This window comes from Comamonas sp. 7D-2 (genome assembly GCF_022749555.1).
In the GTDB taxonomy this organism is placed as follows: Bacteria; Pseudomonadota; Gammaproteobacteria; order Burkholderiales; family Burkholderiaceae_C; genus Comamonas; species Comamonas thiooxydans.
Window position 1 is genome coordinate 5,035,334 of record NZ_CP094238.1, and the last position, 13,368, is coordinate 5,048,701.

A 13,368-nucleotide genomic window follows, 5' to 3' on the forward strand; every position below is an offset into this window, starting at 1 on the left:
GCGCAGCTCACCACAGCCCCAGCAGCTTCCACCAGACGCTGCCGACGACAGCAAAGATCAGCAACTCCAGCACGCACATCGCGGCCCCCACGCGCCACCAGACACCCAGAGTCACATAGCCGCTGCCGAAGATGATGGGCGATGTTCCGGTCGCGTAGTGCGTCAGCGTCATCATGATGGCCGAACCGGCCGTCATCATCAGCATGAAGGGGACGACGTAGTCAGCCGGGATCAGCTGCGCGCCCACAGTCAGAAAGGCCAGCATCATGGCGCTGATATGGGCCGTGGTGCTGGCAAACAGATAGTGCGAGAAGACGAAGACGCCCACCAGAATGGCAGCCACGGGCAGCCAGTCCAGGCCACTGGCGACGATGGCGCTCTTCAAGCCCTCGGCAAACCAGGCGACCACACCGAGCTTGTTGAGCTGCTCGGCCAGCATGACCAGGGCACCGAACCAGATCAAGGTGTCCCAGGCGCTTTTCTCGGACAGCACATCATCCCAATCGATGGTCCCCGTGATGATCAGGGCGAACAAACCGAGAAAAGCCACCACGGTCGGGTCCAGCGTGAACGCCGGGCCGAACAGCATTTGCGGCACATTCGCCCATAGCAGCAGCATCACGCCGAAGGTGCCGAGCATCACGCGCTCCTTGCCCGACAGCGGGCCCATGCGGGCCATTTCGGCACGCGCATACTCCACGGCATTGGGCGTGGCCTTGAGTTCGGGTGGCGACAGCAGATAGATCGCCAGCGGCATCAACAGCAGACACAGCAGCCCTGGCAGCAGCATGTACAGAGCCCAACTTGTCCAGCTCAGGTGCAGGGACTGACCCGTGGCCTTGGCCACCAAGTCCACGACCAGAGGATTGGGCGCCGTCGCGGTCAGGAACATGGCCGAGGTGATCGGATTGGAATGGTAGTTGACCAGCGCCAGATAGGTCCCGACCTTGCCTTGCGTTCCCTTGGCCGGGTCCGATTCAAAGGCGTTGGCGATGGACTTCATGATCGGGTGCACGATGCCGCCACCGCGTGCCGTGTTGCTGGGTGTGAACGGGGCCAGTACCAGCTCACAGATTGCGAGTCCGTAACCTATGCCTATGGTGCGCTTGCCCATCAGCGCAATGAACAGCAATCCGATGCGGTTGCCGAGCCCCGTCTTCTTGAGACCGCGCGAGATCAGAACCGCCACCACGATCAGCCAGATCAGGGGATTCGCAAAGCTGCTCAGCGCATCCGTGATCGCACCTTTGGACGAACTGGAGGTCACCTGAGACAGCGACACGATGACAATCGCCATCAATGCCATCACGCCTATGGGCATGACCTTGAGGATGATCGCCACGATGGTCGTCAGAAAAATGGCCACCAGTTGCCAGGCCTTGCTGTCCAGTCCCGCAGGCACCGGCATCAGCAGCAGACCGGTCAGCACCAGGGTGGAAATCAGTGCAGGCACGACCCGAAACGGAACGGCCGATTTGAAGTAACGGAACATCGAGACGATCTTCTCGAACATAGAAGTCCTTTTCTTTACCTGCAGCGCATCGAGACACCATACCTCAGCCCAGCAAAAGCCAGGAGTCCCCGACGGACATTGGCGCTCGGGTCGCAGACTGGCATCATGATGCAGTGCCGCATGGCTTCGACTCCAGGCCGACTTTTACGTTACCAAAGTTTGATCAACGGCAAGACTTGCAGAAGCAAAACCGATGGCAAGACCTCGTACATGCCAGTATTCAAGCATTGGGCACATGCCCATGGATTCAGCAGGAGAGACACTCTAAATGCCAGCGAACCGATTCCTGCCCGATGAATGGGAAAGCCGCCTTGAAGAAATAGATCTAGCGATACTGCATCAGGCTGCTATCTGCAAGATCCGGCTGCTCGACCCCGGTGCCGTCGAACGCGTGCTGGCCAACGATGCCGGCATCTGCGGTGCCGAACATGAGACGGCATTCAGGACCTTGCGCGGCCTGCTCTATCTGCACTACACCGAGGTACTGCATATCAGCGAGGTGCTGAGCCCGGAAATCGCCCAGGTGATCGCCAGCCGGGTGCGCGAGCATTTGAGCCGGCGCTCGGGCACAGCGCCGGGAGGGATGACGGGCTGATACCAGCGCTGCCGCCCTTCAATGGAAAATGGACAAAAAAAAGGTCACGACATTGTCGTGACCTTTTCAATTTGGTTGCGCGAGAAGGATTTGAACCTCCGACCTTTGGGTTATGAGCCCAACGAGCTACCAGACTGCTCCATCGCGCGGTATTTCCAAATTATAGCAGGCTTTGCAGCCTGCCCTGGCTTATTCAGCTGCTGCAGCGGCTTCTTCAGCGCGCTCGACCAGCTCCACATAGGCCATGGGAGCGTTGTCGCCCACGCGGAAGCCCATCTTCAGGATACGTGTGTAGCCACCGGGACGCTGAGCGTTGCGGGGACCCAGCACGTTGAACAGCTTGGTCACGCTGTCGCGGTCGCGCAGACGGTCGAAAGCCAGACGGCGGTTAGCCACGGTATCAACCTTGGCCAGAGTGATCATGGGCTCGATGACGCGACGCAGTTCCTTGGCCTTGGGGACCGTGGTCTTGATTGCTTCGTGCTCGATCAGCGAGTTCATCATGTTCTGCAGCATTGCCTTGCGGTGTGCAGAAGTGCGGTTCAGTTTGCGGAGGCCGTTGCCGTGACGCATGGTGCTTTTCCTTTGCTCCCCGTTTTTATCCGGAGATCTTTTCTAAATTAAATCAGGCAGCCGTATCAGGTACTGCCCGAGGCACTTGGACTTTGCCGGATCAACTCCAGCAAAGTCTTCTATTGTAGCAATTAACGCTTTTCCAGGCCAGCGGGTGGCCAGTTTTCAAGCTTCATGCCCAGAGTCAGACCGCGGGAAGCCAGAACTTCCTTGATCTCGTTGAGCGACTTGCGACCCAGGTTGGGAGTCTTGAGCAGCTCGTTTTCGGTACGCTGGATGAGGTCACCGATGTAGTAGATGTTCTCTGCCTTGAGGCAGTTGGCAGAACGCACGGTGAGCTCGAGCTCGTCCACAGGACGCAGCAGGATGGGATCGAACGACGTGGCAGCGCCGCGGCCACCGGCAGGAGCGTCGAACACGCTGGCGATATCGCCACCGTCGAGCTGGGCAAACACTGCCAGCTGCTCCACCAGGATCTTGGCGGATGCACGCACTGCGTCTTCAGCGGTGATGGCACCGTTGGTTTCGATTTCCAGAACCAGCTTGTCCAGATCGGTACGCTGTTCCACACGTGCGGATTCGACAGCGTAGCTCACGCGCTTGACGGGCGAGAACGAAGCGTCGAGCACGATACGGCCGATCGACTTGGTCGATTCGTCACCGTAGCGGCGCACGTTGCCGGGCACATAGCCGCGGCCCTTTTCCACCTTGATCTGCATGTCCAGCTTGCCGCCTTGCGACAGATGGGCGATCACATGATCAGGGTTGACGATTTCTACGTCGTGGGGGGTCTGAATGTCACGGGCAGTGACAACACCTTCGCCATCCTTGCGCAGGCTCAGGGTGACTTCGTCACGATTGTGCAGCTTGAACACCACACCCTTGAGGTTCAGCAGGATGTTGGTCACATCTTCCTGGACACCGTCGATGGAGGAGTACTCATGCAGCACCCCAGCAATCGTCACTTCCGTCGCTGCGTAACCCACCATGGAGGAGAGCAGAACACGGCGCAGGGCATTGCCCAGCGTATGACCGTAGCCACGCTCAAACGGCTCCAGAACAACCTTGGCACGGTTGTGACCAAGTTGCTCGACATTGATTGTCTTGGGCTTCAGCAAATTCGTTTGCATGCAGACTTCCTCTCAATACCCTCGGCTCGTTACACCGGTAAGGCTGGTGAAGCACCCACGGCGCGATGCCTCGCGCCGTGGGGACGGTTTACAGAAATGTCGCTGCTAAAGATTAACGCGAGTACAACTCAACGATCAGGGATTCGTTGATGTCAGCTGCGAATTCATCGCGGTCAGGAGACTTCTTGAAAGTACCTTCTGCCTTGTCAGCAGACACTTCAACCCATGCGGGGAAGCCCACTTGAGCAGCCAGTTGCAGAGCCTCGACCACGCGAGCTTGCTTCTTGGACTTTTCACGCAGGGCAACCACGTCGCCTTCCTTCACGGAGAAAGAAGGAATGTTCACGGACTGGCCGTTCACAGTGATAGCCTTGTGCGACACCAGCTGACGTGCTTCAGCGCGAGTGGAGCCGAAGCCCATGCGGTACACGACGTTGTCCAGACGCGATTCCAGCAGCGACAGCAGGTTGGCACCAGTGTTGCCACGCTTGCGGTCAGCAGCTTCGAAGTAGCGGCGGAATTGCTTCTCCAGCACGCCGTACATGCGCTTGACCTTCTGCTTTTCGCGCAGTTGCAGACCGTAGTCGGAAGTGCGCTGACCGGAAGTGCGGCCATGCTGACCAGGCTTGGTGTCGAACTTTGCCTTGTCTGCGATGGAGCGACGTGCGCTCTTCAGGAACAGATCGGTGCCTTCGCGGCGGGAGAGTTTTGCCTTAGGGCCAATATAGCGTGCCACTTGATTTCCTTTGTGTCATCTACCGTGCGCAAACACGGGAGCCGCCCGCGATGCAAATGCACCTGGGCGGCGGTGGGCTTGATAAAAAAGTTAGATACGACGACGCTTTTGAGGGCGGCAGCCGTTGTGGGGAACCGGAGTCACGTCCGAGATGGAAGTGATACGGATACCCAGAGCACCCAGGGCGCGAACCGAGGATTCACGGCCAGGACCGGGACCCTTGATTTCGACTTCCAGGTTCTTGATGCCCTGTTCGATAGCAGCACGACCGGCCACTTCCGAAGCAACCTGAGCAGCAAAGGGAGTCGACTTACGCGAACCCTTGAAGCCCTGGCCACCCGACGAAGCCCACGACAGAGCGTTGCCTTGACGGTCGGTGATGGTGATGATCGTGTTGTTGAACGAAGCGTGCACGTGCGCGATGCCGTCAGAAATATTCTTACGGACCTTCTTGCGAACGCGAGCAGCTGCGTTGTTTGCGGGAGACTTAGCCATAATGATCTTTCAATCTCTTATTTCTTCAGAGCCGCAGCACCCTTGCGCGGACCCTTGCGAGTACGGGCGTTTGTGCGGGTACGTTGACCGCGCATGGGCAGGCCGCGACGATGACGGAAACCGCGGTAGCAACCGATGTCCATCAAGCGCTTGATGTTCATCGTGGTTTCGCGACGCAGATCACCTTCCAGAGTCATGGGATTCAGGAAGTCACGGATCTTTTCCAGATCAGCGTCCGTCAGGTCCTTGACCTTCTTGGAATACTCGATACCGCATGCTTCGCAGATCTTGCGAGCTGTAGTGCGACCGATGCCATAGATGGCAGTCAGGCCGATTTCAGCATGCTTGTGCGGCGGGATGTTAATGCCAGCAATACGTGCCATATTAGTCCTCTAATGCTTTCAATCAACCTTGGCGCTGCTTGTGGCGCTGGTCAGTGCAGATCACGCGCACAACACCTTTGCGGCGGATGATCTTGCAGTTACGGCAGATTTTCTTGACCGAAGCCGAAACTCTCATTCTTTTCTCCTAAAACTTTCCATCCACTATCGGCCTATCGACCGGGAAACAATGCCCGCGATAGATCGATGGGCGTCTACTAACTTTTGGCAGGCTGCCCCCTTGGGCAGCCTTGTCATCAAATACCAGCCTTAAAGTTCGCTTTTTTCAGGAGCGACTCGTATTGCTGCGACATCACGTAGTTCTGCACTTGCGCCATGAAGTCCATTGTCACGACCACAATGATCAGCAACGATGTACCACCGAAGTAGAACGGAACGTTGTACTTCAGGATCAGGAATTCGGGCAACAAGCACACGAAGGTAATGTAGATCGCGCCAGCCAGGGTCAGGCGAACCAGAATCTTGTCAATGTAGCGGGCTGTCTGTTCGCCAGGACGAATCCCGGGGATGAAAGCGCCACTCTTCTTCAGGTTGTCGGCAGTTTCCCGGCTGTTGAAAACCAGGGCCGTATAGAAGAAGCAGAAGAAAATGATCGCGGCAGCATAAAGGATGACATAGATTGGCTGACCAGGGGTCAACGTGCTCGCAATATCCTTCAGCCAGCGCATGGATTCTCCTGCACTGAACCAATTCACCACCGTAGCGGGCAGCAAGATGATCGACGAAGCGAAGATGGGAGGAATCACACCTGCCATGTTCAGCTTCAGTGGCAAGTGCGAAGACTGACCACCGTACACCTTGTTGCCGACTTGTCGGCGTGCGTAATTCACCAAGATCTTGCGTTGACCTCGTTCGACATACACGACGAAATACGTCACGGCTGCCACAACGAGAACAATGAAGATTGCCGCCAGAATGCTCATGGCACCGGTGCGCACCAGTTCCAGCAGACCGCCGATGGAGCTCGGCAGGCCTGCGGCGATACCGCCAAAGATCAGTATCGAGATACCGTTGCCCAGACCACGTTCAGTGATCTGTTCACCGAGCCACATCAGGAACAGGGTACCGGCCGTGAGACTGACCACCGCAGTCATGCGGAAGCCAAAACCAGGGTTCAGAACCAAGCCTGCGGAGCTTTCCAGGGCAACAGCAATTCCCAAGGACTGAAACAGCGCCAGGCCCAGAGTGCCATAGCGGGTGTACTGGGTAATCTTGCGACGACCCGCTTCACCTTCCTTTTTCATCTGCTCGAATGTCGGGACCACGTAGGTCATGAGCTGCATGATGATCGATGCCGAGATGTACGGCATGATCCCCAGTGCGAACACTGTGAAGCGCGAGAGCGCTCCACCCGAGAACATGTTGAACAGATTGAGAATGCCGCCCTGCTGGCCAGAGAACAGCTGCTGCAGCTGCGCTGGGTCGATGCCCGGAACGGGGATATGCGCCCCGATGCGGTATACGACCAGCGCAAGCAACAGAAAAACCAGACGACGACGCAGGTCGCCGAATTTTCCAGTCTTTGCAATTTGAGCTGCGCTAGTAGCCACGGATGTCTTCTTTCAGAACTTTAATCAGGCGATGCTGCCACCGGCAGCTTCGATGGCAGCCTTGGCACCGGCGGTAGCGCCGATACCATTGAGCTTGACAGCCTTAGTCAGTTCACCGCTCTTGATGATCTTCACGACCTTAGCGATAGAGCCAACCAGACCGGCTTGCTTCAGAGCAGCCAGATCGACTTCGGCCAGGCCGAGCTTATCCAGCTCGGACAGGGTCACTTCTGCATTGAACTTCAGCAGATGCGACTTGAAGCCACGCTTGGGCAGGCGACGCTGCAGAGGCATTTGACCGCCTTCGAAGCCCACCTTGTGGTAGCCACCCGAACGCGACTTCTGACCCTTGTGACCGCGACCGGCAGTCTTACCCAGACCAGAACCGATACCGCGACCCACGCGACGCTTGGCGTGCTTGGCGCCGTCTGCAGGCTTGATGCTATTGAGTTCCATCATCAATCCTTTCAGAGAACCTTCACCAAGTAGGCGATCTTGTTAATCATGCCGCGCACTTCAGGAGTGTCCTGCAGTTCGCTGACGCTGTTCAGCTTGCGCAGACCCAGGCCACGCACAGTCGCACGGTGCGACTCTTTGGTGCCGATGGGGCTACGAACCAGCTGAATCTTGACAGTTTGTTGTGTTGTCATGTGCTGGACTCCGATCAGGCGGTGAAGATGTCTTCGACCGACTTGCCGCGCTTTGCTGCCACGTTCGCAGGGGTCGTGGAGTTCTTCAAAGCGTCGAAAGTTGCGCGAACCATGTTGTAGGGGTTCGACGAACCGTGGCTCTTGGCCACGATGTCGGTGATACCCACCACTTCAAAAACAGCGCGCATAGGGCCGCCAGCGATGATGCCGGTACCCTTGGGAGCTGGGTGCAGCTCGACCTTGGCAGCGCCGTGATGGCCCTTCACCGAGTGGTGAATGGTGCCGCTCTTGAGTGCAACCTTCATCAGGTTGCGACGGCATTCTTCCATCGCTTTTTGCACGGCAGCAGGCACTTCCTTGGACTTGCCCTTACCCATGCCAACGCGACCGTCACCGTCGCCAACCACGGTCAGTGCAGCGAAGCCGAGAATACGACCGCCCTTCACAACCTTGGTGACGCGGTTGACCGCGATCATTTTTTCGCGCAGACCGTCGTCACGACCTTCGTCTTGCACTTTGGGGGAAAATTTAGCCATTTGTATCCGCTCCGCTTAGAACTGCAGGCCCGCTTCGCGAGCGGCTTCTGCCAAAGCCTTCACGCGGCCGTGGTATGCAAAACCGGCGCGGTCGAAAGCCACTTTCTCAACGCCAGCAGCCTTAGCCTTCTCAGCAATGCGCTTGCCGATCAGCGTGGCGGCGGCCACGTTGCCACCCTTGCCAGCGGCGCCGAGTTGCGAACGCACTTCGACTTCTGCAGTGGAGGCCGAAGCCAGCACGGTAGTGCCGTCTTCCGAAACCACGGAGGCGTAGATATGGAGATTGGTGCGGTTCACGCTCAGACGTGCAACGCCTTGCTGGGCAATGCGGATGCGAGTCTGACGGGCACGGCGCAGACGCTGCTCTTTCTTGTTCAACATCATGCAGCTCCTTACTTCTTCTTGGTCTCTTTGATCACGACCTTCTCATTCGCATAGCGAATGCCCTTGCCCTTGTAAGGCTCGGGAGGACGAACGGCACGGATCTCAGCAGCCAATTGACCGACCACTTGACGGTCAGCACCCTTGATCACGATTTCAGTCGGAGTGGGGGTAGCGACAGTGATGCCGGCAGGCATCTCGAAGTTGACGGGGTGCGAGAAGCCCACAGCCAGGTTCAGCTTGGAACCTTGTGCAGCGGCCTTGTAGCCCACGCCAATCAGCGTCAGCTTCTTCTCGAAGCCTTCAGTCACGCCCTTGACCATGTTGTTGACCAGCTGGCGGATGGTACCGGCCAGAGCGTCAGCTTCACGGGAATCGTTGGCGGGAGCAAAGGACAGCTTGCCGTCGTTGTTGCCGATGGTCACCAGGCCGTTCAGAGCCAGCGACAGATCGCCGCCCTTGCCCTTGACCTTGATGGTTTCAGCGTTGATGGACACATCCACACCTGCGGGGATGGTCACAATAGCTTTTGCTACGCGAGACATTTCAGTATTTCTCCTTAATGTCCGTTAGGCCACATAGCACAGCACTTCACCGCCGATACCGGCAGCACGTGCTTTGCGATCAGTCATCACGCCCTTGGGAGTAGTGACGATGGCCACACCCAGGCCGTTCTGGACCTGAGGAATTGCGTGACGACCCTTGTACACGCGCAGGCCGGGACGGCTCACACGTTCGATACGCTCGATCACAGGGCGACCGGCGTAGTACTTCAGGGTAATTTCGAGTTCGGACTTGCCACCTTCGGACTTCACTTCGAAGCCGTCGATATAGCCTTCTTCCTTCAGCACTTGTGCGATGGCAACCTTCACCTTGGAGGAAGGAGCCGACACAGTGGCCTTGGAGACCAGTTGTGCATTGCGGATGCGGGTCAGCAAGTCAGCGATGGGATCACTCATGCTCATGTTTAATCTCTCCTGCTTGCTTACCAGCTGGCCTTGGTGACACCGGGGATGTCGCCAGCAAAGGCCAATTCACGCACCTTGGCACGACCCAGACCGAATTGGCGGAAGGTACCGCGAGGACGGCCAGTGATCTCGCAACGGTTACGCTGGCGAGTGGGGTTCGAGTTACGGGGCAGCTTCTGCAGACCCAGGCGAGCGGCGTCGCGCTCTTCGTCGGAACGCTTCACGTCGCCGGCGATTGCCTTCAGTTCTGCATACTTGGCAGCATACTTGGCTGCCAGCTTTTCGCGCTTCAGTTCGCGCTGAATCATTGCTACTTTAGCCATGCGCCACCTCAGTTCTTGAAGGGGAATTTGAAAGCGGCGAGCAGTGCCTTGCACTCTTCGTCGTTCTTCGCTGTTGTCGTGATGCTGATGTTCAGACCACGCAGAGCGTCCACCTTGTCGTACTCGATTTCGGGGAAGATGATTTGTTCTTTGACGCCAACGTTGTAGTTGCCGCGACCGTCGAACGAACGACCCGAGATACCACGGAAGTCACGCACGCGGGGCAGAGCCACGGTCACGAAACGGTCCAGGAATTCGTACATCTGAACGCCACGCAGGGTCACCATGCAGCCGATAGCTTGGCCTTCGCGGATCTTGAAACCAGCGATAGCCTTCTTGGCCTTGGTCACCACAGGCTTCTGACCAGCAATCTTGGTCAGGTCAGCCACGGCGTTGTCCATCACCTTCTTGTCGGCCACGGCTTCGCTCACACCCATGTTCAGAGTGATCTTGGTCAGACGGGGCACTTCCATAGCGGAGGTGTAGCCGAACTTTTCTTTCAGTTCAGCCGCGATCTTTTCGCGATAGAGTTTTTGCAGTCGTGCCATGTGTTACTCCTTAGGCGGCGATTTCAGCGCCATTGGACTTGAACACGCGAACACGTGTGCCGTCGGCGTTCACCTTGATGCCCACGCGATCGGCCTTGCCGGTCGCTGCATTGAAGATAGCCACGTTGGATTGGTGGATAGGCATGGCCTTTTCCACGATACCGCCGGTGGTGCCCTTCATGGGGTTAGGCTTGGTGTGCTTCTTGACCAGGTTGACACCGTCCACGATCACGTGGGAGTCATCCTTGCGCAGAGAAACCACGCCACGCTTGCCCTTGTCACGGCCGGTCAGCACGATAACTTCGTCGCCCTTGCGAATCTTGTTCATGGTGCTATTCCTTTAGAGAACTTCAGGGGCCAGCGACACGATCTTCATGAACTTTTCGGTACGCAGTTCACGAGTCACGGGGCCAAAGATGCGGGTGCCGATAGGCTCCAGCTTGGCGTTCAGCAGCACGGCGGCATTGCCGTCGAACTTCACGAGCGAACCGTCTGCACGACGGATGCCCTTGGCGGTGCGCACCACCACAGCACTGTAGATCTCGCCTTTTTTGACGCGACCACGAGGAGCTGCTTCCTTGACGCTCACCTTGATGATGTCGCCAACACTTGCGTAGCGACGATGAGAACCGCCCAGCACCTTAATGCACTGAACAGACTTCGCGCCGGTGTTGTCGGCAACCTCTAACCGAGATTCTGTTTGGATCATTTCAATATTCCCAACTTGCTCCAGCAACGCTCGACAGCCCCAGAGTCTTCTCAAGGGCTGATCAAGCAGCCGGTCAGTCTTGGGCCCGTCGTCCACCTTCCGGACCATTCCGGAGGGCTTCCCGCTGGGCAGAAAGTTCCACGCTTTTAAACGTGAAGCAGGAGATTGTCGCAGGAAATCCTTTGTGCGTCAAGCGTTTAGCCTGCAATACCCGCACTGATTTCACTGGCGCAAAGCCCGGCAGACAGGCCTTTCGCACTTGCAACTAAAACAATAGCATGCCGCGCCATTAGCCCATTGATTTCAAACAATAAATTAGCCGAAATCAACAGCCATCAAGCGCTGAAAGCTCACATTTTCACGAGGCCTGCGGATCGCAGCCTGTTGCCCGCACGCCACGCCCGCAGGGCGGCCGCACAGATCAGCCTTGGGCGGGTAGATATTGACGGGTCAGGGCCAGAAAGTCGTTGAGCTGCACATCCTGGGCCAGCTCTTCGGTCAGGATGGCCGCCACACGGGGCGCGATCTCGGCCGCCTTGCGGGCATCGAGAAAAAGCAGGCGGCTGCGGCGCGCCAGCATGTCCTCGACGGTGCGCGCGTACTCGAAGCGGGCGGCAAAGCGCACCATGGCCTCGGAAAGACCGCCCATCAGCCAGTTCTGAGCACCCGGCAACGCCGCCACGGCGGCAGCATCCGTTCCGTAGGAGTGCAGACCCTGGCTCTGGTTCATGCTGTGCGTGACTGCGGCCTCCGCCGGCGCACCAACCAGGGGCAGGTTCACGGTCACCCCGGCAGGGCGACTGGGCAGACGACCGATCTGGAAGCATTCGGCCAGCACATCCTCGGACATGGCTCGGTAAGTCGTCCATTTGCCGCCGGTGACGGTCACCAGGCCGGTCTTGCTGGCCATCACCGTGTGCTCGCGGCTGATTTTCTTGGTGTTCTCGCCATCATCGTCCTGCGGCTTGACCAGCGGACGCAGGCCCACCCACATGCTGCGCACATCGGCCAGCGTGGGCTGACGATTCAGATACTTGCCGGCCTCGCCGAGAATGAAATCCAGCTCTTCGGGGAAAGGCAGGGGTTCGCGCGCCAGATCGTGACGCGGCGTGTCGGTGGTTCCCAAAATGACCTTGCCCAGCCACGGCACGGCAAACAGCACGCGACCATCGGCCGTCTTGGGGATCAGCAGCGCATGATCCGTGGGCAGGAACTCGCGGTCCACCACCACGTGCACGCCCTGGCTGGGCGCCACCATGGGCTTGACGGGCTTGCCCTGGGCCTCGGCATCCTGCTGGCGGAACAGATCCACCCATGGTCCCGTGGCATTGACCACGCACTTGGCGCGCACGGTGAAGTTGCGGCCCGATTCCGCATCGCGGCAGATCAGGCCGGCAATCTGCTGACCCTCGTAGATCAGCTTTTCTGCCGGGCAGTAATTGATCAGCAAAGCGCCCTTGGCCGCTGCGGTACGCGCCAGCGCCAGCGCCAGGCGCGCATCGTCAAACTGGCCATCCCAGTACTTGACCCCGCCCTTGAGACCTTTTTGCTGAACGGTCGGCAGGTATTTCACGGTCTTGGCGCTGGAGAGGAATTCGGTAGCCCCCAGGCCGGCCTTGCCGGCCAGCGCGTCATACATCTTGAGGCCGATGCCGTAGAACGGCGTATCCAGCAGCTTGTACGAGGGCATCACAAAGGCCAGAGGCTGGGCCAGATGCGGTGCGTTGTGCAGCAGGGTCGTGCGCTCATGCAGTGCTTCGCGCACCAGGGAGATATTGCCCTGCGCCAGATAGCGCACGCCGCCGTGCACCAGCTTGGTGGCACGCGAGGAAGTGCCCTTGGCGAAGTCCAGCGACTCCAGCAGCACGACCTTGAAGCCGCGCGCCGCCGCATCCACCGCCACACCCAGCCCCGTGGCACCGCCGCCCACGATGGCCAGATCGAAGCTTTCGGTCTGCGCCAGGCGCTCCAGCAGTTGAGCACGCGTTGTAGCCAAGGGTTGAGTGGACTGGTTCATGGAACGACTTCTGCGGTGATCGCCGCGCCGCCATCATCCAGCGATGAGACGCGCACAGCAAAGAACAAATTTCAGATCGAATATTTTCGCTCTTTTTCGCTTTTAGTGCATTGCAAATCCCAAATATCGATTCGTTTTAGCGCGATTCGAGCCCAAACCGCTGGCCCGGCGCCACCCCGGCCAGGCCGCAACATCGGCAATCGGCGCGCTTGCACACTCTCAATGCATGAACTGCATTCTTCT

At 58.2% G+C, this 13,368-nt stretch carries 20 protein-coding genes and 1 tRNA gene; 1 reads left to right on the forward strand and 20 read right to left on the reverse strand.

The features are described from left to right. Positions 1 to 7: 7 nt before the first annotated feature. On the reverse strand, positions 8 to 1,513 hold the full coding sequence (locus MPZ60_RS23105; protein WP_034355020.1) for a DASS family sodium-coupled anion symporter: 1,506 nt from the start codon (positions 1,511 to 1,513) through the stop codon (positions 8 to 10). Between the two features lie 268 nt (positions 1,514 to 1,781). On the opposite strand from MPZ60_RS23105, the gene MPZ60_RS23110 reads away from it, so the two are divergent. Further along, positions 1,782 to 2,108: a hypothetical protein gene (locus MPZ60_RS23110; protein ID WP_034355023.1), complete on the forward strand. Its 327-nt coding sequence runs from the start codon at positions 1,782 to 1,784 to the stop codon at positions 2,106 to 2,108. 72 nt (positions 2,109 to 2,180) lie between these two features. Here MPZ60_RS23110 and MPZ60_RS23115 read toward each other — a convergent pair. The 19 genes from MPZ60_RS23115 to MPZ60_RS23205 form a co-directional block, all read right to left on the reverse strand. Then, a tRNA-Met gene (locus tag MPZ60_RS23115) sits at positions 2,181 to 2,257 on the reverse strand. Positions 2,258 to 2,297: 40 nt separating this feature from the next. Further along, the gene (gene rplQ / locus MPZ60_RS23120) at positions 2,298 to 2,681 is read right to left on the reverse strand and encodes a 50S ribosomal protein L17 (protein ID WP_003050544.1); all 384 of its coding nucleotides are present in this window, start codon (positions 2,679 to 2,681) and stop codon (positions 2,298 to 2,300) included. 131 nt (positions 2,682 to 2,812) lie between these two features. Beyond that, on the reverse strand, positions 2,813 to 3,811 hold the full coding sequence (gene rpoA, locus MPZ60_RS23125) for a DNA-directed RNA polymerase subunit alpha (RefSeq protein WP_003050542.1): 999 nt from the start codon (positions 3,809 to 3,811) through the stop codon (positions 2,813 to 2,815). Positions 3,812 to 3,923: 112 nt separating this feature from the next. Next, the gene (rpsD, locus tag MPZ60_RS23130; protein WP_003068426.1) at positions 3,924 to 4,547 is read right to left on the reverse strand and encodes a 30S ribosomal protein S4; all 624 of its coding nucleotides are present in this window, start codon (positions 4,545 to 4,547) and stop codon (positions 3,924 to 3,926) included. A 90-nt stretch (positions 4,548 to 4,637) separates the two neighbouring features. Beyond that, positions 4,638 to 5,042, reverse strand: a complete 405-nt coding sequence (gene rpsK / locus MPZ60_RS23135) for a 30S ribosomal protein S11 (RefSeq protein ID WP_003050538.1) — start codon at positions 5,040 to 5,042, stop codon at positions 4,638 to 4,640. A 17-nt stretch (positions 5,043 to 5,059) separates the two neighbouring features. Next, a complete protein-coding gene (gene rpsM / locus MPZ60_RS23140; RefSeq protein ID WP_003068424.1) occupies positions 5,060 to 5,425 on the reverse strand; it encodes a 30S ribosomal protein S13 in 366 nt (121 codons plus the stop codon). 22 nt (positions 5,426 to 5,447) lie between these two features. Next, the gene (gene rpmJ, locus MPZ60_RS23145; protein ID WP_003050535.1) at positions 5,448 to 5,561 is read right to left on the reverse strand and encodes a 50S ribosomal protein L36; all 114 of its coding nucleotides are present in this window, start codon (positions 5,559 to 5,561) and stop codon (positions 5,448 to 5,450) included. A gap of 118 nt (positions 5,562 to 5,679) precedes the next feature. After that, on the reverse strand, positions 5,680 to 6,993 hold the full coding sequence (secY, locus tag MPZ60_RS23150; RefSeq protein WP_003050520.1) for a preprotein translocase subunit SecY: 1,314 nt from the start codon (positions 6,991 to 6,993) through the stop codon (positions 5,680 to 5,682). Positions 6,994 to 7,017: 24 nt separating this feature from the next. After that, a complete protein-coding gene (rplO, locus tag MPZ60_RS23155; RefSeq protein WP_003050519.1) occupies positions 7,018 to 7,449 on the reverse strand; it encodes a 50S ribosomal protein L15 in 432 nt (143 codons plus the stop codon). Between the two features lie 11 nt (positions 7,450 to 7,460). Further along, positions 7,461 to 7,643 carry a 50S ribosomal protein L30 gene (rpmD, locus tag MPZ60_RS23160; RefSeq protein ID WP_003050517.1) on the reverse strand — a complete coding sequence of 61 codons (183 nt, stop codon included), beginning with the start codon at positions 7,641 to 7,643 and terminating at the stop codon, positions 7,461 to 7,463. Between the two features lie 14 nt (positions 7,644 to 7,657). Next, positions 7,658 to 8,179: a 30S ribosomal protein S5 gene (gene rpsE, locus MPZ60_RS23165; RefSeq protein WP_003050515.1), complete on the reverse strand. Its 522-nt coding sequence runs from the start codon at positions 8,177 to 8,179 to the stop codon at positions 7,658 to 7,660. A 15-nt stretch (positions 8,180 to 8,194) separates the two neighbouring features. Beyond that, positions 8,195 to 8,560, reverse strand: coding sequence for a 50S ribosomal protein L18 (rplR, locus tag MPZ60_RS23170; RefSeq protein ID WP_003050513.1), 366 nt, complete (start codon positions 8,558 to 8,560; stop codon positions 8,195 to 8,197). Positions 8,561 to 8,571: 11 nt separating this feature from the next. Next, positions 8,572 to 9,105, reverse strand: a complete 534-nt coding sequence (gene rplF, locus MPZ60_RS23175; RefSeq protein ID WP_003068417.1) for a 50S ribosomal protein L6 — start codon at positions 9,103 to 9,105, stop codon at positions 8,572 to 8,574. Positions 9,106 to 9,129: 24 nt separating this feature from the next. Continuing rightward, positions 9,130 to 9,525 (reverse strand): 30S ribosomal protein S8, encoded by a 396-nt coding sequence (gene rpsH, locus MPZ60_RS23180; RefSeq protein ID WP_003050510.1) that lies wholly within the window; start codon positions 9,523 to 9,525, stop codon positions 9,130 to 9,132. 20 nt (positions 9,526 to 9,545) lie between these two features. Next, on the reverse strand, positions 9,546 to 9,851 hold the full coding sequence (gene rpsN / locus MPZ60_RS23185; RefSeq protein WP_003050509.1) for a 30S ribosomal protein S14: 306 nt from the start codon (positions 9,849 to 9,851) through the stop codon (positions 9,546 to 9,548). An 8-nt stretch (positions 9,852 to 9,859) separates the two neighbouring features. Beyond that, positions 9,860 to 10,399, reverse strand: a complete 540-nt coding sequence (rplE, locus tag MPZ60_RS23190) for a 50S ribosomal protein L5 (RefSeq protein WP_003050507.1) — start codon at positions 10,397 to 10,399, stop codon at positions 9,860 to 9,862. Between the two features lie 10 nt (positions 10,400 to 10,409). Further along, entirely contained in the window at positions 10,410 to 10,727 is a 318-nt protein-coding gene (gene rplX / locus MPZ60_RS23195; protein WP_003068411.1) for a 50S ribosomal protein L24, read from the reverse strand. Positions 10,728 to 10,739: 12 nt separating this feature from the next. Continuing rightward, complete coding sequence (gene rplN, locus MPZ60_RS23200) at positions 10,740 to 11,108, reverse strand: 50S ribosomal protein L14 (protein ID WP_003050500.1); 369 nt, start codon at positions 11,106 to 11,108, stop codon at positions 10,740 to 10,742. 421 nt (positions 11,109 to 11,529) lie between these two features. Further along, positions 11,530 to 13,125: a glycerol-3-phosphate dehydrogenase/oxidase gene (locus MPZ60_RS23205; RefSeq protein WP_034355026.1), complete on the reverse strand. Its 1,596-nt coding sequence runs from the start codon at positions 13,123 to 13,125 to the stop codon at positions 11,530 to 11,532. Between the last annotated feature and the right edge of the window lie 243 nt (positions 13,126 to 13,368).

Coding starts and splice junctions, on each gene's coding strand:
- MPZ60_RS23105 (WP_034355020.1), bottom strand. CDS start 1,513: ATGTTCGAGAAGATCGTCTCGATGTTCCGTTACTTCAAATCGGCCGTT.
- MPZ60_RS23110 (WP_034355023.1), top strand. CDS start 1,782: ATGCCAGCGAACCGATTCCTGCCCGATGAATGGGAAAGCCGCCTTGAA.
- rplQ (WP_003050544.1), bottom strand. CDS start 2,681: ATGCGTCACGGCAACGGCCTCCGCAAACTGAACCGCACTTCTGCACAC.
- rpoA (WP_003050542.1), bottom strand. CDS start 3,811: ATGCAAACGAATTTGCTGAAGCCCAAGACAATCAATGTCGAGCAACTT.
- rpsK (WP_003050538.1), bottom strand. CDS start 5,042: ATGGCTAAGTCTCCCGCAAACAACGCAGCTGCTCGCGTTCGCAAGAAG.
- rpsM (WP_003068424.1), bottom strand. CDS start 5,425: ATGGCACGTATTGCTGGCATTAACATCCCGCCGCACAAGCATGCTGAA.
- rpmJ (WP_003050535.1), bottom strand. CDS start 5,561: ATGAGAGTTTCGGCTTCGGTCAAGAAAATCTGCCGTAACTGCAAGATC.
- rplO (WP_003050519.1), bottom strand. CDS start 7,449: ATGGAACTCAATAGCATCAAGCCTGCAGACGGCGCCAAGCACGCCAAG.
- rpmD (WP_003050517.1), bottom strand. CDS start 7,643: ATGACAACACAACAAACTGTCAAGATTCAGCTGGTTCGTAGCCCCATC.
- rpsE (WP_003050515.1), bottom strand. CDS start 8,179: ATGGCTAAATTTTCCCCCAAAGTGCAAGACGAAGGTCGTGACGACGGT.
- rplR (WP_003050513.1), bottom strand. CDS start 8,560: ATGTTGAACAAGAAAGAGCAGCGTCTGCGCCGTGCCCGTCAGACTCGC.
- rplF (WP_003068417.1), bottom strand. CDS start 9,105: ATGTCTCGCGTAGCAAAAGCTATTGTGACCATCCCCGCAGGTGTGGAT.
- rpsH (WP_003050510.1), bottom strand. CDS start 9,525: ATGAGCATGAGTGATCCCATCGCTGACTTGCTGACCCGCATCCGCAAT.
- rpsN (WP_003050509.1), bottom strand. CDS start 9,851: ATGGCTAAAGTAGCAATGATTCAGCGCGAACTGAAGCGCGAAAAGCTG.
- rplE (WP_003050507.1), bottom strand. CDS start 10,399: ATGGCACGACTGCAAAAACTCTATCGCGAAAAGATCGCGGCTGAACTG.
- rplX (WP_003068411.1), bottom strand. CDS start 10,727: ATGAACAAGATTCGCAAGGGCGACGAAGTTATCGTGCTGACCGGCCGT.
- rplN (WP_003050500.1), bottom strand. CDS start 11,108: ATGATCCAAACAGAATCTCGGTTAGAGGTTGCCGACAACACCGGCGCG.
- MPZ60_RS23205 (WP_034355026.1), bottom strand. CDS start 13,125: ATGAACCAGTCCACTCAACCCTTGGCTACAACGCGTGCTCAACTGCTG.